The organism is Blastomonas sp. CCH9-A1 (genome assembly GCF_001557175.1).
Lineage (GTDB): Bacteria > Pseudomonadota > Alphaproteobacteria > Sphingomonadales > Sphingomonadaceae > Blastomonas > Blastomonas delafieldii_A.
Genome location: NZ_LSHM01000012.1, coordinates 1 through 19,076, shown reverse-complemented (window position 1 = coordinate 19,076; position 19,076 = coordinate 1). Strand labels below are relative to the sequence as shown.

20 protein-coding genes are annotated in these 19,076 nt (G+C 65.8%); 7 read left to right on the top strand and 13 right to left on the bottom strand.

What is annotated here, in order from left to right:
• Positions 1 to 38: 38 nt before the first annotated feature.
• Both AX725_RS21415 and AX725_RS21410 read left to right on the top strand, forming a co-directional pair.
• Positions 39 to 2,654, top strand: coding sequence for a PAS domain-containing protein (locus AX725_RS21415; RefSeq protein ID WP_082737491.1), 2,616 nt, complete (start codon positions 39 to 41; stop codon positions 2,652 to 2,654).
• An 86-nt stretch (positions 2,655 to 2,740) separates the two neighbouring features.
• Positions 2,741 to 4,300, top strand: coding sequence for a TonB-dependent receptor domain-containing protein (locus AX725_RS21410; protein ID WP_231733270.1), 1,560 nt, complete (start codon positions 2,741 to 2,743; stop codon positions 4,298 to 4,300).
• Here the strand turns inward: AX725_RS21410 and AX725_RS03385 are convergent.
• The 13 genes from AX725_RS03385 to AX725_RS03325 form a co-directional block, all read right to left on the bottom strand.
• Entirely contained in the window at positions 4,272 to 5,828 is a 1,557-nt protein-coding gene (locus tag AX725_RS03385; RefSeq protein WP_060980114.1) for a PH domain-containing protein, read from the bottom strand. The genes AX725_RS21410 and AX725_RS03385 overlap by 29 nt on opposite strands.
• The gene (locus tag AX725_RS03380; RefSeq protein WP_060980115.1) at positions 5,825 to 6,352 is read right to left on the bottom strand and encodes a PH domain-containing protein; all 528 of its coding nucleotides are present in this window, start codon (positions 6,350 to 6,352) and stop codon (positions 5,825 to 5,827) included. The genes AX725_RS03385 and AX725_RS03380 overlap by 4 nt, the downstream gene beginning before the upstream one ends.
• Positions 6,353 to 6,439: 87 nt before the next feature.
• Positions 6,440 to 7,036 (bottom strand): hypothetical protein, encoded by a 597-nt coding sequence (locus tag AX725_RS03375; RefSeq protein ID WP_060980116.1) that lies wholly within the window; start codon positions 7,034 to 7,036, stop codon positions 6,440 to 6,442.
• A gap of 71 nt (positions 7,037 to 7,107) precedes the next feature.
• Positions 7,108 to 7,656: a demethoxyubiquinone hydroxylase family protein gene (locus tag AX725_RS03370; protein WP_081097070.1), complete on the bottom strand. Its 549-nt coding sequence runs from the start codon at positions 7,654 to 7,656 to the stop codon at positions 7,108 to 7,110.
• Positions 7,653 to 8,159 carry a disulfide bond formation protein B gene (locus tag AX725_RS03365; protein ID WP_060980117.1) on the bottom strand — a complete coding sequence of 169 codons (507 nt, stop codon included), beginning with the start codon at positions 8,157 to 8,159 and terminating at the stop codon, positions 7,653 to 7,655. Before AX725_RS03365 ends, AX725_RS03370 begins: the two co-directional genes overlap by 4 nt.
• Before the next feature lie 43 nt (positions 8,160 to 8,202).
• On the bottom strand, positions 8,203 to 9,576 hold the full coding sequence (locus AX725_RS03360; protein ID WP_060980133.1) for a S41 family peptidase: 1,374 nt from the start codon (positions 9,574 to 9,576) through the stop codon (positions 8,203 to 8,205).
• Between the two features lie 239 nt (positions 9,577 to 9,815).
• Complete coding sequence (locus tag AX725_RS03355; RefSeq protein ID WP_099046571.1) at positions 9,816 to 11,021, bottom strand: murein hydrolase activator EnvC family protein; 1,206 nt, start codon at positions 11,019 to 11,021, stop codon at positions 9,816 to 9,818.
• 10 nt (positions 11,022 to 11,031) lie between these two features.
• Entirely contained in the window at positions 11,032 to 11,454 is a 423-nt protein-coding gene (locus tag AX725_RS03350) for a 23S rRNA (pseudouridine(1915)-N(3))-methyltransferase RlmH (protein WP_060980119.1), read from the bottom strand.
• Between the two features lie 30 nt (positions 11,455 to 11,484).
• Positions 11,485 to 11,838: a ribosome silencing factor gene (gene rsfS / locus AX725_RS03345; protein ID WP_081096834.1), complete on the bottom strand. Its 354-nt coding sequence runs from the start codon at positions 11,836 to 11,838 to the stop codon at positions 11,485 to 11,487.
• A gap of 187 nt (positions 11,839 to 12,025) precedes the next feature.
• Positions 12,026 to 12,670 (bottom strand): nicotinate-nucleotide adenylyltransferase, encoded by a 645-nt coding sequence (locus AX725_RS03340; protein WP_060980121.1) that lies wholly within the window; start codon positions 12,668 to 12,670, stop codon positions 12,026 to 12,028.
• Positions 12,667 to 12,951: a type II toxin-antitoxin system RelE/ParE family toxin gene (locus AX725_RS03335; RefSeq protein WP_060980122.1), complete on the bottom strand. Its 285-nt coding sequence runs from the start codon at positions 12,949 to 12,951 to the stop codon at positions 12,667 to 12,669. Before AX725_RS03335 ends, AX725_RS03340 begins: the two co-directional genes overlap by 4 nt.
• Positions 12,951 to 13,253, bottom strand: a complete 303-nt coding sequence (locus tag AX725_RS03330; protein WP_060980123.1) for a CopG family ribbon-helix-helix protein — start codon at positions 13,251 to 13,253, stop codon at positions 12,951 to 12,953. The genes AX725_RS03335 and AX725_RS03330 overlap by 1 nt, the downstream gene beginning before the upstream one ends.
• 43 nt (positions 13,254 to 13,296) lie before the next feature.
• The gene (locus tag AX725_RS03325) at positions 13,297 to 14,577 is read right to left on the bottom strand and encodes a glutamate-5-semialdehyde dehydrogenase (protein ID WP_060980124.1); all 1,281 of its coding nucleotides are present in this window, start codon (positions 14,575 to 14,577) and stop codon (positions 13,297 to 13,299) included.
• Positions 14,578 to 14,912: 335 nt separating this feature from the next.
• Here AX725_RS03325 and AX725_RS03320 point away from each other — a divergent pair, with 335 nt between their 5' ends.
• From AX725_RS03320 to AX725_RS03300, 5 genes are all read left to right on the top strand, one after another.
• Complete coding sequence (locus AX725_RS03320) at positions 14,913 to 16,025, top strand: M23 family metallopeptidase (RefSeq protein WP_230962397.1); 1,113 nt, start codon at positions 14,913 to 14,915, stop codon at positions 16,023 to 16,025.
• 28 nt (positions 16,026 to 16,053) lie between these two features.
• Positions 16,054 to 16,437: a bactofilin family protein gene (locus AX725_RS03315; protein ID WP_208598111.1), complete on the top strand. Its 384-nt coding sequence runs from the start codon at positions 16,054 to 16,056 to the stop codon at positions 16,435 to 16,437.
• 46 nt (positions 16,438 to 16,483) lie between these two features.
• Positions 16,484 to 17,182 carry a hypothetical protein gene (locus AX725_RS03310; protein WP_060980127.1) on the top strand — a complete coding sequence of 233 codons (699 nt, stop codon included), beginning with the start codon at positions 16,484 to 16,486 and terminating at the stop codon, positions 17,180 to 17,182.
• 154 nt (positions 17,183 to 17,336) lie between these two features.
• A complete protein-coding gene (locus AX725_RS03305; protein WP_060980128.1) occupies positions 17,337 to 18,305 on the top strand; it encodes a PDZ domain-containing protein in 969 nt (322 codons plus the stop codon).
• 39 nt (positions 18,306 to 18,344) lie between these two features.
• Positions 18,345 to 18,935 (top strand): GNAT family N-acetyltransferase, encoded by a 591-nt coding sequence (locus AX725_RS03300; protein WP_060980129.1) that lies wholly within the window; start codon positions 18,345 to 18,347, stop codon positions 18,933 to 18,935.
• The last annotated feature ends 141 nt before the right edge of the window (positions 18,936 to 19,076 follow it).

Genomic DNA, 19,076 nt, shown 5'->3' with positions numbered 1-19,076 from the left:
CCTATCTCCCCGCGATCGCTTACCTGCATGATCAGCCAATGACGCATGCCGAACAGGCGCAACTCGACGCCGCCCGCATTGCCGCCGCGATCGACGGAAGCGATGCAAATACCGATCCGTTCATCGCCGCCGTGCGGGCCACGCGCATGCCCATGGTCATCACCGATCCTCGCCAGCCCGACAATCCGATCGTGTTCGTCAATGATGCATTCTGTCGGCTTGCAGGATACGAGCGAGACGAAATCATCGGGCGCAATTGCCGCTTTCTGCAGGGCGCGGACACGGATCGAGACGCGGTCGCGCGACTGCGTCAAGCGCTAGAGGATGTTCGGCCGATCGAGCTGGATCTGCTCAACTATCGCAAGGATGGCGAACCTTTCTGGAACCGGTTGCTGATTGCGCCCGTAAGGGATGCCGCCGGCGAGCTTGCCTATTTCTTCGCCAGCCAGCTCGACGTGACGCTCGAGCGCGAGCGGCTGGCCAATCTTGAAAGCAGCAATGCGGCGTTGGTCTCCGAACTCGCGGGCCGCCTGCGCGAGCAGAAGGCGAGCGACGCCGAACTGCGCTTCACGCTGGAAGCGGGAAGGTTTGGCGCCTGGAGCCTGACATCGCCTGAAATGACACTGGAGACCTCGCCGGCCTGCCGCGTCAATTTCGGATTTCGGGATGATCAACCGCTCAGCTATGATGATCTTCTAGCCGCAGTGCACGCCGATGACCGCGAGCTCGTGCGCCAGAGCCTGGCCTCCAGCATCGAGCGGCGCATGGATTGCGATATCGAGTGCAAGGTTCAGACGCCGCAGGGCGAGATTCGCTGGGTAGCCTTGCGCGGAAGGCCGGCTGTGCATTCCGATGGCCGCCATGCAAAGCTCACCGGCATTTCGCTCGACATCACTGACAGGGTGCGGGCCGAGCGGATGCGCCAAGGGCTGATCGCGCTGTCGGACGCATTTCGCGACCTCGACAATGGCGCCGATATCTCGTTCGCGGCAGCGCAGATCCTGGGCGAGACGCTGGATGTCGATCGGGCTGGCTATGGGACGGTCGATCCGGTGGCCGAAACGATTACCATCGAGAAGGACTGGAACGCGCCAGGCGTCACCAGCCTGGCAGGTACGCTCAATTTTCGCGACTATGGCAGCTATATCGAGGACCTGGTCAGGGGAGAGACGGTCTGGTTCGAGAATGCGGAGACCGATCCGCGCACCATTGCCACCGCCGAAGCACTGAAGGCGATCACCGCCCAGGCGGTCGTCAACATGCCGGTGATGGAGCAGGGCGCGATGGTTGCGCTCTTCTATCTGAACCATGGCACGCCGCGCTGCTGGCGCGAAGACGAGATCGATTTCGTACGCGAGGTGGCCGATCGCACGCGCATTGCCGTCGAGCGGCGACGGGCGGAGCTTGCCTTGCGGGTCGCCAATGACCGGCTGACCTTTCTCGACTCCGTCGGACGCGCCGCGACGGAGGCGGGCGACGCGGATGCAGTCATGGCCATCACCACCAGGATGGTGGGCGAGCACATGCGCGTCACAAGCTGTGCCTATGCGGACATGGACGAGGACCAGGACGGGTTCACCATCCGCGGCGACTGGGCGGCACCGGGGCTGGAGAGCATCATTGGGCGCTATAGCCTTGCGCTGTTCGGCAAGCGCGCCGTGCAGGAACTGCGCGCTGGGCGACCTTTGGTCATCCAGGACATCGTTGCCGAGCTTGCGCCTCAGGAAGCGGCGACCTTCCAGCAGATCGGGATCGGCGCGACCATCTGCATGCCGCTGATCCGCGAGGGGCGGCTGGTCGCTTTGATGGCCATCCATGACGGGGCACCGCGGGCGTGGACCGAGGACGAGCTTGCGCTGATCCGCGACGTTGCCGACCGGTCATGGGCCCATATCGAGCGCGCCCGGGCCGAAGCCGAGCTTCGCGATCTCAATGTCACGCTCGAGGCGCGGGTTGAAGAGCGCACCGGGCAGTTGCTGCGGACCGAGGAGGCGTTGCGTCAGGCGCAAAAGATGGAGGCAGTGGGGCAGCTGACCGGAGGGCTTGCGCACGACTTCAACAATCTGCTCGCGGCGATCGGCGGCAGCCTTGAAATGATTCAGGCGCGCATCGCTCAGGGGCGGCTCGATACGCTCGATCGCTACGCTCATGCAGCGCAGGGGGCCGTAAAGCGCGCCGCGGCCCTGACCCATCGATTGCTTGCCTTTTCGCGGCGTCAGACGCTCGACCCCAAGACAGTCGATGTCAATCGGCTGGTATCGGGCATGGAAGAGCTCGTGCGGCGTACCGTCGGCCCGCAGGTGCAGCTTGAAATTGTAGAGGCCAGCAGCTTGTGGACGACCCATATCGATGCGCACCAGCTCGAAAACGCGCTGCTCAATCTGTGTATCAATGCGCGCGATGCGATGCCTGAGGGCGGTCGGCTGACCATCGAGACCGCGAACAAGTGGTTCGACGATCGATCTGCCGCTGAGCAGGACATGAAACCGGGTCAGTATATCTCGCTATGTGTCACCGATACCGGGACGGGAATGACGCGCGCGGCTTTTCGCCTGTCACCGCCAACAACATCCGGCTCGAAGGCCTGTATTTCGATCGCCCCGCCGCGTTCACCGACCGGCTGGTGCAGAGTAATGTCGTGCGCGTCGGCCTGACCGCGCAGAACTATCTCTTCCCGGCACCGACGGGAATTGTCGACTACAAGATACGTCCTGCGGGCAACGATCTGGTTGTCAGCACGATGCTAGGCCTCAACAGCTGGGGCGGCGGCAGGCTGGAGATCGATACGCAAATCCCGGTGATTAAGGACCGACTGAGCCTGGTCGCGGGGGCTGCCGGGTTCGTCGACGAGCTCGCGCCGGGCAACCAGTCGTTCTTCGGCTCCTATGCGCTTGCGGCGCGCTGGAAGCCGGGGCGCAATATCGAGGTGATCCCGTTCTGGAGCCGGATCGACCTGTACAATCGCGAGGCCGCGCCGCTCTACACGCCCGAGGGCGCGTTCCTGCCGCCCCGGATCGAGCGCCGGAAATTCCCCGGCCCCGAATGGGCTGACCAGCGCAACACGGTGCAGCATTATGGCGCGCTGACGAAGGCGGGGCTGGGCAATGGCTGGGATCTGGCGGCGGGCCTGTTCCGCTCGACTTCCGACAGCGCGACCAATTTCGCGACCAATTTCACCGCGCTCCGCCCCGATGGCACCGCTGTCCGCCGCATCACCAGCGACCCCCCGCTCTCGCTCGCCGGCACCAGCGGCGAGCTTCGGATCAGCAAGAGCTTCGCCGAAGGCCCGCGCCGCCACACGCTGCATGCGGCGCTGCGCGGGCGCGAGCGGGTGAGCCGCTATGGGGGAGGGGCGTCGATCAGCTATGCGCGCGCGCCGGTCGAGCAGGTGCTCGATGCGCCCGAGCCCGATTTCCGCTTCAACCCCCAGACCGACGAGACGGTGCGCCAGGCGATTGCGGGGATTGCCTATGACGGGCGCTGGCAGGGCGTCGGCGGGCTGAGCGTCGGCCTGCAGCACACCTGGTATCGCAAGCGCGTCGATCGCCCCGGCGCGGCGCTGGCAAAGACCGATGACGAGGCCTGGCTGCCCAATGTCACCGCCTCTGTCGAGGCGACGAAACGGCTCGCCTTTTACGGCGGCTATACCAGGGGGCTCGAGGAAAGCGGCATCGCGCCCGACAATGCCGCCAACCGGACCGAGGCGCTGCCCGCGATCCTCACCAGCCAGGTCGATGCCGGGCTGCGCTGGAAGATCCCCGGCGGCATGAGCCTGGTCGCGGGGCTGTTCGATGTCCGCAAACCCTATTTCGCTGCCGATAGCGCGAATGTCTTACGCGAGCTGGGCGACGTGCGCCATCGCGGGGTCGAGCTGTCGGCGACCGGGACGCTCGTGCGCCGGCTCACGGTGGTGGCTGGCGCGGTGCTGATGAAACCGCGCGTCACCGGCGAGGCGGTCGAGCAGGGGCGCGTCGGGCGCCGGCCGCTCGGCCAGCCCTCGCGCATCCTGACGCTGGCGACGCAATATGAGGTGCCGGGGCTCGACGGCGTGCAGCTGACGCTTAATGTCACGCATCGCGGTACCCGCGCCGCCGATACGCGCAACCTTGTCTTCCTGCCTGCCCGGACAATCATCGATGCGGGCTTCCGCTGGCGCTTCGATCTGGGCGACAATCCCGCACTTCTGCGCGTGACGATGCTCAATGTCGCCAACACCTATGACCTCGCGCTCGTCGGCAGCGGCAGCTATCAGGTCAACGCGCCGCGCCAGGTCACAATGTTCCTGACGGTGGATTTCTGACCGGACCGCCGAGCAGCTGTTCGCGCAGCGCGATCGCGTCGCCCAGTGGGATCGCCTGGATCGTGACCGCGCCGGACCGGCCCGCAACCCCGATCGCAATCTCGGTCTGGCCGATGAACCGACCGACAAAGCTCTGCTTGATGTCGACGCTCTGCACTCGGCGCAGCGGCAGCAGGGTCAGCTGCTGGTTCCAGAAGCCGTCGCGGACATAGACCTGGTCGCCCAGCAGCGCATAGCGGTGCGCGCGCCAGTGCAGCCAGCTGATCAGCGGGACCAGCGGCAGCAGCAGATAGGCGAGCGCGATAAGGGGACTGGCCAGATAGGCCGAGATGCCGAGGCCAAGGATCGGCACGGGCAGTGCGAAGACCAGCGGCACCCACCACATGGCCGGATCGACCGCGCGCATCGCCGGATAGTCGGTCTCCCAGGCAATCCGTGTCTCGCCCAGCACGTGGCGCAGCTCGTCTGCGGTGGCGAGCGGGGCGATGCTGTGATCGCTCTCCTTGTCGCTGTCGCTGGCGAGACTCTGCACCTTGAGTTCGTACCAGCCGAAGCGGCGGCGGATCGGGCCGGTGGCGATGACGGCGGCCTGGATGCGGTGCAGCGGCATGACGACATCGGTCAGCGTCAGCAGCCCGCGGCGGCGGCGAAAGCCGGTCTCGGTACGTTCGAGGCGGAAGCCATATTCGCGCAGGAAGGTGCGGACGATCCCGCCGACCAGCCCGACCACCACGAGCCCGATCAGCGCCGCAATCACCGATGCGATGCGCGCGGCAAGATCCAGCGCGGCGAACAGATCTTCGAGCCCCAGGAAATCGAGCAGGCGGCGCGGGTTCCAGAAGTCATCGGGCATCAGGAAGTCGAGATTGTTGACCACTGCGCCGACCACCGCGAAGAACACCAGCGAAAAATTGAAGACACCCGCGGTCAGGATGCGCTGGTTGTCCATGCCGAACAGCAACGGCGCCTCGGTCTGGGGCAGGGCTGTCGCCTCGGCACCGGCTTCGCTCTGGCCCGGGAGCGCGCCATCGGCCTGCTGGGCCTTGCGCAGGCGGATGACGTCGCGCAGCCGCTCGGCTTCGGCGAGGTCGACCGAATCGAGCGCGCCCTCGTCACCGCTGCCGCTGCTGCCGGTCTCCAGCCGGACCTTGGCGAGGCCGACCACCCGTGCGAGCGGACCCTGTTCCAGATTGACATCCTGGATGCGTTCATAGGGGATCGAGCGGACGTTGCGGCTGAACACCCCGCTCGCGATGCGCAGTTCCTCGGGATCGAGCCGGTACGAAAAGCGCCACCAGCGGTAGAATTCGAATCCGAACATGGCGAGGATCGCCACCAGCGCAAACAGCCCCACCCAGGGCTTGAGCTCGTCTGGCCCGGTGAAACGCAGCGCGATCAGGCCCAGAATTGCCTGGGGCAGCTGTCTGACCAGGTTGAGCATCAGGGTCAGCGGGTGGAGGCGCCGATCGCTGCCAGCGTCGGCAGCAGGCAGCGTGGCGGGCAGATCGGCGCTGAGAGCGTCGCTCATTCGGCCTCGCGGCGGATGTGCAGCCGCATCGCATCGCGCATCGCCTCGGCTTGATTTCGGGCAAGGCCGGGCAGGGTGACGATGCTGTTGTGCGTGCCGGCGGTGTGGACCGTCAGGCTGGCGAGGCCGAACATCCGCTCGATCGGCCCTTCGCCCAGATCGATATGCTGGATGCGCTTGAACGGCACGATGGTATCGGTGCGGAACATCCATCCGCGCGCGACGCGAAGCTGCTCCTGCGTGTCGCTGAAACCCCAGCGCTTCCATTTGCGCTGCGGCAGGAAGACGAGGATGAACGCAGCAAGCGCCAGCACCGGCGCTATGATCATGCCATGCTCGCCGACGTCCTTGGCGACCAGCGCGAACTCGACCACCGTTGCTGCAATCGTGACCGGCAGCAGCACCAGCGCGGTCAAGATGCGGATGACCGATCGGTAGCGCGGATCAAGCGGCTGAAGACCGGCGCTCAGTTCATCCGAAGATGGGACAGCGAAAACCAGATCGTCTGCCAGACTTGCCGACATTGCCGCGCGCTCCCTGCTCGCGAAGGCGAAGCGCCATCGCTCCTTCCTATATGCGCCAGGTGTGTTAGGCGTGCAAGGCGGTTGAGATCATTCCGGCGACGGCGCTTCCGGCTCGGGGCGCGGCGGCACTTCCTCGCCATTGGCCTGCGCGCGCATCGCGGCAGCGGCAGCTTCGCGTTCGGCCTTCCGCGCGTCGAGCTGTGCCTCGATCTCCTTCTGCCGCGCCTCGACGGCTGCAGCATCGCGGTCGATGTTCGACAGGCGACGCTGGCGCTCTTCCTCGATCAGACGACCGGCAATCGCCTCTTCACCCTGTTTCTTTTCGGCGCGTGCGGCCTGGACCAGCGTCTGCGTGCAACCGGTAAAGCCGCCCACGCCGACCGGCGAGCAGCTGTCGGTGCCGAAATTGCCGACGGTCTCCATCGAGCGGACGCGCTCGGTCCAGCTGGTATTGGCGATCGAATTGGGATCGCTGCGCAGTTTTTCGGGGATGCGATAGCGCTCCTGCTCGTCCATGCGCATGCACACGACGATCTCGTTCGGGTCGCTCGAGGGCTCGCAAGCGTCATCGCCATAGACGATCTTCTGGACGACCTTGTCGCCCGCATTGTCCTGCGCGGCGGCGGGGGCGGCGAAGGCCGTTCCGATCAGCAGCAGGGCTGCCAGGGTGCCGGTCTTCTTCATGTCGTCCTCCACTTGGATTCTGTCGTTCTTGGCCAATAGCCTGCGCCGGATGAACGGCGCGTGATCAGCGGTCAGATGCGCTTGGAAAGCGCAATTGCCGCGCGGCAGCCCATGCGGATCACCGCGCTCATCACCGGATAGCCGAAGGCCTGTTCGGCGCCTTCTGCCAGCGCACGATCCTTGTGCTCCAGCTCCTCGTCGCGGAACTTGGCGATGGCGGCGCTGAGCTCGGGGTCGCTGTCGCCCAGTTCCTCGAGCTGTTCGGCATAATGCCGGTCGATCTCGGTCTCGACCGCGACGGTGCAGGCCATCGCCGCCTTGGGACCGATGAGCGCGGTAACCGCGCCCAGGCCAAAGCCCGCGACATTCCAGAAGGGCTGCAGTGCAGTCGGGCGGACGCCGCGTTCGGCCATCAGCTTGTCGAAGAACGCGCGGTGCACCTCTTCCTGCTCGGCCATGCCCGCAATCGCGCGCGCTTCGGGTACATGATCGCCCATCACTGCGCGCTGCCCGGCATAGATGCGGGTCGCGCCATATTCGCCCGCCTGGTTGACGCGGATCATCTCCGACAGGTCAAGCTCCTTGCGGACGGGCTGGAGCGGTTCGTTCTCATGGGTCATGCGGCAATCGTCCCGGTCTTTCTGCGGCGCAGCAGCAGATAGATGGCGCTCGCCCCGGCCAGCGACAAGAGAAAATTATAGCCAGCCAGCGAGATGCCGAACAGCGACCAGGGCGCGGTGTCGCAGCGGACCAGGGGATTGGCCATGATCGAATTGAGCACGTCCTCGGTGGTGTTGCCCATCGGTGCGGCGGTGGCACAGCGGGTCAACCCTTCCCACCAGCCATATTCGACCCCGGCATGGAAACCGCCGATCAGTCCGCTGACCGCGATGGCGATCGCGGCGAGCGATGCCATGGCAACACCCAGGCCCTCGACACGCTTGACCGCGAGCACCGCGATCCCGCCCAGTACCAGCGCCGCCCAATGGGGCCAGCGCTGCCAATAGCACATCTCGCACGGGTACAGCCCGAACACATATTGGCTGATCAGCGCTCCGCCCAGCAGCGATGCGGGCAGAAGGAACGCCAGCCATGCGGCGAAACGCGGCGCGCGCGAAGTCATGTCAGCAAGCCCCCGATATTGGTGTGCAGCAAAGGATGCGAGATCAGTTCCGGCGCATTGCCGGACGTCCCCCGACAGCAGAACGCGCGGCGATCGGGCGGGTTGCCGAAAGTCGCGAACTGGCCAGCGTCGTGCGCTGCAGGGTGGCGAGCGCATAATAGAGCTGGAAGTCCTCGATGCCCTTTTCCTTGAGCTGCTCGGGCGTCATCGTGAAGCGCGGATCGTCCAGCTTGTCGACCTCCAGATCCTTGTCGTCGAGTCCGATCTCGTTGATCAAATGGCCACGCAGATCGGATTCGCGCAGCTTCATTCGCGTCTTGTAGTCGGGGTCGGAAATCTGCGGCACCGCGATATCGGGCTCGATACCGCCTTCCTGCACCGACTTGCCCGAGGGGGTGAAATAGCGCGCCGTCGTCAGCTTGAGCGCCGAGGTGCGCGAGAGCGGCAGCAGCGTCTGCACCGATCCCTTGCCGAAGCTGCGTTCGCCCATGACCAGCGCACGGCGATGATCCTGCAGCGCGCCTGCAACGATTTCCGAAGCCGAGGCCGAACCGGAATCGACCAGCACGATCAGCGGCAGGCCGCCGGTCGCATCGCCGGGCCGTGCATAATAGCGCTCGATATCGCCCTTGTGACGGCCACGCTGCGAGACGATCTCGCCCTTTTGCAGGAACACGTCGGAGACCGCGACGGCCTCGTCGAGCAGCCCGCCGGGGTTGGAGCGCATGTCGAGCACATAGCCGACCGGCTTGCGGCCCAGCTTGGCCTCGATATCCGCGATCGCCTGGTTCACATCCTCGCCCACGCTCGAGGTGAAGCTGGCGATGGTGATGATGCCGATATCGTCCTTCACTTCCCAGGTCACGGGCTTCAAGTCGATGATCGCGCGGGTGATGGTCACGTCGAACGGCTTGTCGCGGCCTTCGCGCACGATGGTCAGCTTGATCGAGGTGCCCGGTTCGCCGCGCATCTGATCGACCGCATCGTCGAGCGTGCCGCCATAGATCAGCTTGCCGTCGAGATGCGTAATATAGTCGCCGGCCTTGATCCCAGCCTTGTCGGCGGGGGTCTCGCGGGTGGGGGCGATCACCTTGACCGCGCCGTCCTGCATCGTCACCGACAGGCCAAGGCCACCATACATGCCCTCGGTCTGGGTACGCAGATTGGCGAAATCGCGCGCGTCGAGATAGCTCGAATGCGGGTCGAGCGCGGCGAGCATGCCGTCGATCGCGCCGCGCACCAGCTTGTCGTCATCGACCGGCTCGACATAATCGGTCTTCACCCGCTCGAAAATGTCGACGAATTTCGCGATCTCCGCCTGGGTGTCGGATTCGACCTGCGAAATGGCCGAGGTGGTGATCGGCACCAGGGCCACCGCAAGCGCGATGGCAGAGGCTCGGGCGAGGCGGGATTTCATCATCGAATGGCAACCTTGTTCTTGAACCGGCTATGTCGGGCCCGGATCGTGCCGCTTCTGGCCATCGACGATGGCAACGGCATTCCCCAGGCAGGTGCTTCGCGCTTACCCCTGGCGCGGCCCATGCAATCTAGTCCTGCGCGCGCCCAATTGCCAGATGCTTTGCCACCGGCACCGGATGCGCTTCGACCAACGCCTGTTGTGCGTGCGAAAGCTTGCTGCGCGGTGAACGGACGCTGTCAGGAGATAAGGGCGGCAATGTCGATCGGACGCCCGTTGCGGCGCAGCTCGACGGTGATGCGCGGACGGTTGTCGGCAGCGCGGCCGATCGGGTCGCCCTGCGCGATGCGTTCGCCGACTTTCAACCGCGTGCGCGCCAGCCCGGTGATCAGGCTGGTCCAGCCACCGACATGTTCGATGATGACGATCTGGCCGAAGCCGCGATAGGCTCCGGCAAAGGCGATGCGGCCATCGGCCGGCGCGACCAGTTGCGCGCCGGGCCGCGTGGCAAGCGTCAGCCCGCGCGATCGCACGCCGGTCGCGGCGACCTCGCCAAAGCCGGTGACGATCGCGCCGGCCGCGGGCAGCCGATAGGCGGGGCGGGCGTTGGTGGCGGGCGGCGCGGCATTTTCGACCACCTCAGAGGCTTGCGGGCGGGGCGGGCGAAGGACCGGGCCTTCCAACGATGCGAGTTGCTGGCGCAGCGTCGCGCTCGCCTCGAGGTCATCCACCAGGCTGTCGAGATCGCGCGCGCGTTCGCTCAAACCCAGCGCGCGTTCCTCCTCGAGCCGCGAGGTGCTCGCCAACTCGCGGGACCGGTTGCGCGCGCGCGCCTCGAGCCGGGCAAGCTCGGCGCGGCGATAGGCGAGCTGCTGGCGACCCTCGCGCTGCAGCGCGGCGGCGCGCGTCGCCTGGTGCGCGAGATCGCGCGAACGGGCGATGTCCTTGCGTAAGCTTGCGGTTTCCGCCTCGACCCGGGGCAGGGTGGTGGCGAGCACCGCACGGACGCGCACCAGGTCATCGATCGATCCGGGCTGAACCAGGGCGAGTACGGTGGGCCGCCGCGCCATGGATTGCAGCGCGGCCGTCAGCCGGGCGAGCGGCTGCTGGCGCGCGGCGAGCCTGGCCCGCTGCGCGCGCTGCAAGGTCGCGATGATCTTGACCCGCGCTTCGGCAGCGGCAATCTCGGCTTCGGCCTGCTGCACGCGCGAGGCGACGACACGCGCTTCGGCACGTGCCTTGTCCGCCTCGGCCACGGCGCTGTCGGCCTGGCGTTCGAGCGTGGCACTGCGCCGGGCGGCGGCTTTCGCATCGGCGAGCGCGCGGGCGAGTGCGGTGCGCTCCTGTTCGAGCAGATTGACGGGGCGGGCAGGCGCGGCGGCGCTGCCGGGCAGCGCTGCGATCACGGCGGCTCCTGTCACCATCGCGAGAACAAGCGCACGCATCCGCACAGCGTCAGCCTTCGCGATGATAGGGATGGCCGGCCAGGATGCTGGTCGCGCGGTAGAGCTGTTCGGCGAGCATCGCGCGCGCCATCATGTGCGGCCAGGTCGCCTTGCCGAACGCGATCAGCAGATCGGCATTGGCGCGTTCGGCATCATCGAAGCCGTCCGCCGCGCCGATCAGGAAGCGGGTTTCGCGCACGCCATCGTCGCGCCAGCGGCCGAGCTTCTCGGCGATTTCCATCGAGGTCAGCTGCTTGCCGAGTTCGTCGAGCATCACCGTGCGGCTGCCCTGCGGCGCGGGCGGAACGGTGCCACCGCGATCGGGCAGTTCGGTGATGCTGAGCGGCCACTGGATGCGCTTGGCATAGCGCTGCACCAGCTCGGCCTCGGGCGACCGGCCGATCTTGCCGCGCGCGATGATGTGCAGGCGCATGCTGCCTCAGCCCCCCGGCCTGTTACAGGCTCAGGCGTTCGGAGCCTCGGGCGCGTCGCCAAAGGCCCACATGCGCTCCAGATTGTAGAAGCTGCGCACCTCGGGACGGAACAGGTGGACGATGACATCGCCCGCGTCGATCAGCACCCAATCGGCATTGGTCAGCCCTTCGATCCGCGCGCTGCCACCGGCTTCCTTGATCCGCTCGGCCAGCTTCTGCGCCATCGAGGCGACCTGGCGGGTCGAACGGCCCGAGGCGATCACCATGAAATCGGCGATGTTGCTCTTTCCGGCGAGCGGGATCGAAACCACCTCCTGCGCCTGATCGTCGTCGAGCGACTGCATCACCAGCGCGTGCAGCTTGCTGGCTTCGGCCAGTTGCAGATCGGTGGCCGACGGGGGCGGGCTGGCGACCGACTGATGGGCTTGAGAGAGGTTGGTCAATGGAGCTCCTTGCACAAAGGCATCTGTTGAACGGATGCGGCACCGCAAGCGTTGCGATGGCGCACGAGGGGAAAGGGCGGGTTGAAGGAAACGTCCTGAAGGACGGGCGGAGTGGCTGGACCGGCTGTCACGCAAAGACCTGCCGGGTTACTGCATCGCGCACGATTGTGTCGGCGTAATCCAGAAACCAGTCGGGATCCTGACGGCGCAGGGCCGTGGCAGATCGCGGATCAGGACGAAAGCGCATCAGCACAAGCGCTGGCAAACTCCATCGTGTCCAGTCTCTTGCCTGGCTGCGGGGACGGACACGATGCCCGAACCAGGCCATTGCGGGGCCCGAAATGGCGGCGCCATCATATCCCGGACGGGCGACAACTGCAATCGGCATTTGCCGGGCGATGGTGCGCCAGTGCTTCCAGCGGTGGAATCCCGCCAGATTGTCCGCGCCCATGATCCAGACGAAGTCGCGTTTTGGATAGCGCGACGTGATCTTTTCGAGCGTCTCGACGGTGTAGCGCGTGCCCAGTTTGGTCTCGATTCCGGTCGCGCGAATCCGGCTGCGCCGCGTCATGACGCGCGCCGAGGCGAGCCGCGCCTTGAACGGCGCCATGTCACTTGCTCCGTCCTTCAGCGGATTGCCAGGGCTGACCAGCCACCAGATTTCGTCGAGCCCCAAGGCCTCCATCGCGAACAGGCTGATCGCCCGGTGCCCGCGATGCGCCGGGTTGAACGATCCGCCCATCAGGCCGGTGCGGACGGGACGGCCGTTCATGGTTCGATGCTCCAGTCCTGGCGCTCGTGAAGGACGCGGAGGATGTGCAAGCCCTGATCGCCCGCGCGATAAATGATCAGGAACGGCGTTCGTACCATACGCCATTTGCGGTGATCGGCCGATCCGACCGGTGCGCCGATTTGAGGGAGTTCGGACAAGCGGGCGATGGCCTTTTCAAGCGCGCTGACCAAATCCAGTGCATATCTGGCGTCGTCGTCGAGCGCCTGCCGATAGATGATGTTGAAGTCGTCCTGCGCGCGCAGCGACCAGGTGACGCGCATCACGCCGCTTTATCTTGCTCTTGCTGGGCTTTGGCGTCCTGCTCGGCAATCTTGGCCTTGGCTTCGGAGCGCAAGTTGGCGACCCACTCCTCCATCTGCTCCTGCGTGAGGAAGCGCCCGGCGGCGATGTCGTCCTCGCCCTGCTGGATGAAGTCCATCATTGCGACTTCGGCGCGCACCATCTTCTCGATCGCGCGCGCGGCGAGCCAGGAGCGGCTGCGGCCCTGCGCTTTCGCAACACGATCGACCAGGTCCATGATCTCGGGATCGATACGGGCGGTGATGATCTGCGACTTGCTCATGTCCGCATGTATACATTGTATACGTGGGCGCGGCAACCTCGGCTCAGGCGCGGATATGGCCCTCGCCGTCGACCAGCCATTTATAGGTGGTCAGCCCTTCGAGCGCCACGGGCCCACGCGCGTGCAGCCGTCCGGTGGCGATGCCGATCTCGGCGCCGAGCCCGAATTCGCCGCCATCGGCAAACTGGCTCGAGGCGTTGACCATCACGATCGCGCTGTCGACCTCGGCCTGGAAGCGGGCGGCGGCGTCCATGTCGCTGGTGATGATCGCATCGGTATGGCCCGAGCTGTGCCGCGCGATATGCGCGAGCGCGCCGTCGAGCCCCGCGACGAAGCCGACAGACAGGATCGCGTCGAGATATTCGGTATCCCAGTCCTCGTCGCTGGCCGACACGGCGCGCGGTTCGAGCTCCATCACCATGTCGTCGCCGCGCAATTCGCAGCCCGCATCGGCGAGCGCGGCGAGCAGCGATGCGCCATGCGGATAATCGCGGTCGATCAGCAGCGTCTCCATCGATCCGCATACGCCGGTGCGGCGCAGCTTGGCGTTGAGCGCAATCTTTTCCGCCATCGCCGGATCGGCGCTCGCATGGACGAAGCTGTGACAGATGCCGTCGAGATGCGCGAGCACGGGAACGCGCGCATCGGCCTGGACGCGCGCCACCAGCGACTTGCCGCCGCGCGGAATGATGAGGTCGATACCGCCCGCCGCCGCGAGCATCGCGCCGACGGCTGCGCGGTCCTGGGTCGGCACGAGCTGCACTGCGGCTTCGGGCAGGCCCGCCGATGCGAGGCCGCGCGACAGGCTGGCGTGAAGCGCGCGGTTGGAGTGCATTGCCTCGCTGCCGCCGCGCAGGATCGCGGCATTGCCCGATCGGACGCAAAGCACCGCAGCGTCGACGGTGACGTTTGGGCGGCTTTCATAGATGATGCCGATCACGCCGATCGGCACGCGCACCCGGCGCAGCGTCATGCCGGCAGGCGCGGTGCGCCGGTCGATCTCCTCGCCTACCGGATCGGGCAGGGTGGCGACGGCTTCGACGCTGTCCGCAATCGCTGCGAGCCTCGCCTCGTCGAGCTTCAGCCGGTCGAGCATCGCCGCAGACAGTCCGCGCGCTTCGCCCGCCGCCATGTCGCGCGCATTGGCCGCGAGGATCGGCTCCGCATCCTCACGCAGTGCGGCTGCGGCGGCGCGCAGCGCATCGGCCTTGGTGGCATCCGGCAGGGTGCGCAGCAGTTTGGCGGCATGGCGCGCGGCGGTGCAGCAGGTGGCGATCACGTCCTGCGGTGAGGCGCTGGCGGTGCTGGCAACGGCTTCAATCATGGCTGCGGCGTGTAACAGCCAAGCCAAAAGGTTCCAAGCCGCGACTCGGTTCGTCGCAAATATAGGAAAAAAACGACTCGCAACCGTTTGCTGCGACGATTCTGGCAGGGGGAATGACAAGAAAATTGCGGAAAAATCACGCCAGGTTGCAACTCATCGCACGACTCGTCCGATTCGTGGCAAAGCCGCAGGAGTCGATTCGCTATCCATCGGACCCTTTGCTAGCGGCGCTGCGGGGTCAATTTTAGGGTCGAACGGGTCGCATGCGCATTCTAACGATGCGCAAGCGCGTAACGGACGCGCTTGCGCTATGGTTCCCTGATCGTGAATTTTTCATGCGGTCACAGGGGCAGATCAAATTCGTCAAGGTCTCTGCACGCCTGCAGATGACCGTCGCCGGGGCTGTGGCCGCTGCATTGCTGTTGTGGCTGGTCGTCACGCTCGCGATGCTGGTCAGCCAGTACAGCATCAGCATGGAGCGCCTAGCACTCGTCCAGCGCCAGGCCGAGATCGAAAGCTCGGCGAGCCGGGTCAAGGCCTATCGCTCCTCGGTCGAGGACGTTGCCAAGGACCTCGAGAAGCGCCAGGCTTTTCTGGAGGACATCGTCACCAGCTATATCGGCGAGCAAGCCGCGAGCGAGGATGCGAGCACCGTCGTCGGCAGCACCGAAAAGGGCACCAGCGACGAGGCCGCGCAGACCGCGCGCAAGATCAGCGCGATGGTCCCCGAAGCGGCAGGGCTCGCCCGGATGGAAGCGCGGCAGATCGCATTTGTTGAACAGCTTACCCGCGCCGCCACCGTCCGCGCGCGCAATGCCGAACAGGCAATCCGCAAGTTCGGACTGAACCCGGAGAGCGTTGCCAAGGCCAGCGCCAACGCACAGGGTGGTCCGTTCATTCCGTTCAAGGGCTCGGGCAATGCCCGGCTCGATCCGCGCTTCACCACTCTGGGCCAGACGCTCGCGCGCATGGACGCGCTGGAGCGTGGCCTCGTCGCCATCCCCTCGGGCACGCCCGCTGTGGCCCCCGCGATCACCAGCGGTTTCGGCTATCGCCGTGACCCGTTCACCGGCGCCGCCGCCTTGCACAGCGGCATCGATTTCAAGGGCGCGCCCGGATCGCCGATCCTTGCCGCGGCGCAGGGCAAGATCGTTTTCGCCGGCGTGAAATCGGGCTATGGCAATTGCGTCGAAGTGGCGCACGGCAACGGCCTGGTCACCCGCTATGCGCATATGTCGTCGATCGGCGTGAGGGTCGGTCAGAAGGTCGACAAGGGCGAGCGGCTGGGCGGCATGGGCAGCACCGGTCGTTCCACCGGCACGCACCTGCATTTCGAGGTGCGGCACAATGACCGCGCCATGAACCCGCGCCCGTTTCTGGAGGCCAATCGCGATGTTCTCAAGATCCAAGCCGTCGCCGAACAGCGGACCGACGACGCCGCCCGCTAACGCCCGCTCGAACAGGTCAGGAAGCAGCATGGTCGGACATTCCACCTTCTCGGTTATCGGCGCGGACGTCGTGATCACCGGCAATATCTCGGCCACGGTCGACCTGCATGTCGATGGCCGGGTGGAAGGCGACATCTCCTGCGCCTCGCTGGTGCAGGGCGAAGCGAGCAGCATCCACGGCGCGATCAGCGCCGAATCGGCGCGACTTGCAGGTACGGTCGACGGATCGGTTGACGCGCGCGATCTCGTCATCACCGCAACCGCCAATGTCACCGGCGATGTCAGCTACGAGACGATCACGATCGAACAGGGCGGCCATGTCGATGGCCAGTTCCGCCACAAGAGCAAGGTCATCGCGCCAAAGATCGCGAGCGGCGACGACAAGCCGGCCCTGATGCTCTCGAACGGCTGACGACCGCCCGGGCGCGGGCGGCGCAAATGCCGCCTTGCGCTGGGCGATGGCTGGCGTAATCATCGTCGCCATGACCAAGCCCGTCCCGCACCGCCTCGCCACCGTCGTTCTTGTCACTGCCCTGCTTGCCGCGTGCCAGCAACCGGCGGAGAAACCGGCCGAGGGCGATCCGCAAGCCGGGATCGAGCTGCCGCCGGGCCATCCGCAGATCGACCTGTCTCAAGGCGATGTCGCGGCAGAGGCGGGCGCTGCGCAGCATCCGCCGGTGATGAGCCTCGACGGCGAGGGGCTGCGCCTGGTCGATCCCGATAGCGGCGCGACCCGCCCGCTTTCCTTCGGCGTGCCGCTCGATCAGCTCAAGCTGGTTACCGAAAAGCTCAAGGGCCCCGCCGAGGCCGGCCGCGCCGAGGAATGCGGGGCAGGGCCGCTCGCCTATCTCAGCTGGAAGGACGGGCTGACGCTCTATGCGCTTGACGGGCTGTTTGCCGGATGGGCGCTCGATGCGGCGGACAGTCCCGCAGCGAAGGGCAAGGACGGAAAGCCTTTGCCCAGGCTAACCACGATCAGCGGCATCGGCATCGGTTCGACTCGCGCGCAGCTGCTCGATGTCTATGACGCGAAGATCGAGCAGACGACGCTGGGCACCGAGTTCAATGCCGCCGGGCTTTCGGGCATTCTCGACGGTACCGGCGCGAAGGCGAAGGTGACCAACCTGTGGTCAGGGGTGAACTGCGTCTTCCGCTGACATCCGTGTCAATATGCGCTTCTGACCGTTCGCCGCGCTGGATTTGCGTGCAGCATTGGTGCAGATTCGCGCGGCCGGCGCGGGGCCGACTCGCAGGGGGCTGCGGGTCCGGAAAATCGTTCCCACGCAAGCCCGGCGCTGATTGGGGGAATTCATGAACAAGTCTGGATCGCGCGGCTTTTCGCGCAAGACGCTGCTGTGCGGCGTAGGCCTTGCCGTGCTCGCGCTTGGTGCGCCGGTAATATCGGTTGCAGCCGCACCGCCCGCCGCTGCCCAGGCGGCCAAGCTGCCCAAGCCCTATGTGTCGCGCGCGATCGATGCAACGCTGATGGAGCTGACCCCGGCGGTGCGCTCGCAGTTCGGCATCAAGCCCAGGGTCAAGGGCGTTCTCGTCATCTCGACCGATCCCAGGGGCATTGCCGCCAAGAACAAGATCGTCCCCGGTGACATCATCACCGATGTGCGCGGCAAGCGGGTGCTCAAGCCGATCGATGTCGATACGCACGTGCTCTATTTCCTGAAAAAGGGCGACAGCGCGTTCCAGTTCGGCGGCAATCGCCAGAACGCCCGGTTCAGCACGGCGGCGGAAATCACGCTCGCGCTGTTCGATGCGGTGATCGATCTGGCGACCATCGGTTCCTGGGCCTCCTATTCGACCCCGACCTTCAGCTATGCCAGCTATTACGAGGAATACAGCACCGTCATCGTCGAGGAATATACCTATAGCGAGACGATCATAGAGGAGACGATCACCTCCGAAAGCTATGTCAGCGAGATCAGCTCGGAAGAATCTTCCTATGAGGAAACCAGCGAAAGCTATGAGGAAAGCTCCGAAGAGGTGACCGAGGAATCGTCCGAGGAAAGCGCCGAAGAGGTCAGCGAGGAATCGTCCGAGGAGGAGTCGGCAGAAGCAGCCGATGAGTCCGAGGAAGAGGCCGACGAAGCCGAAGAAGCTGACGAGGCTGATGAGGCGGACGAGGCCGATGAGGCAGAAGACGAAGCCGAAGAGGCGGACGAAGCCGAAGCCGAGGAAGCCGAGGAGCCTGAGGAAGAGGAAGCCGATGAACCCGAGGACGAGCCCGAGGAAGACGATTCGGGCGGCGATGAAGAGCCCGAGCTCTGATAGCCCATCCGGCCCGCTGGCAGCAGCGGCGGGCCGGGCATGAGCTCGCGCTTCCTTTCCGTCGAGCGCGGGCAGATCGCCACGGTGGTGACGCATCTGGAGATGCGCAGCCGGCCGGGCCCACGCCCGGTAAAGCCTGTGCCGTTGCGATTGAAGCGCTGGAAGGCGCCCGATAACGACAAGTATCGCACGCTCTATCGCCGCGTCGGCGAGCCGTGGCTGTGGTTTTCGCGGCTGGTGATGGCCGATGACGCGCTGGCGGCGATCCTCACCGACCCGGCGGTCGAGATCTTCGCGGTGCTCGATCCGAAGGGCATCGAGATCGGGCTGCTCGAACTCGACTTTCGTGAAGCTGTCCAATGCGAGATCGCGTTTTTTGGGCTGATCCCGCAGCTCACCGGCCAGGGCTTTGGCGGCTGGCTGATGGGCCAGGCGCTGTCGCTGGCCTGGCGCGCTGGGGTGGAGCGCGTCTGGGTGCACACCTGCACGCTCGATGATCCGCGCGCGCTCGGCTTCTATATCGCGCAGGGGTTCACCGCGACGGGCCGCGAGATCGAACTGCTCGACGACCCGCGCCTCACCGGGCTGATCCCGAAGGACTGCGCCCCGCACGTGCCGCTGATTGGGTGATCGCGTAAAAAATTCTCCCCCGGCTTTCCGGGGCCAGCTGCCGTTTCCAAATCCTCCCACAGCTTGCTGGGGCCAGTTGCCTGATTTCAAATCCTCCCACAGCTTGCTGGGGGAGGGGGACCGCCCGCGAAGCGGGTGGTG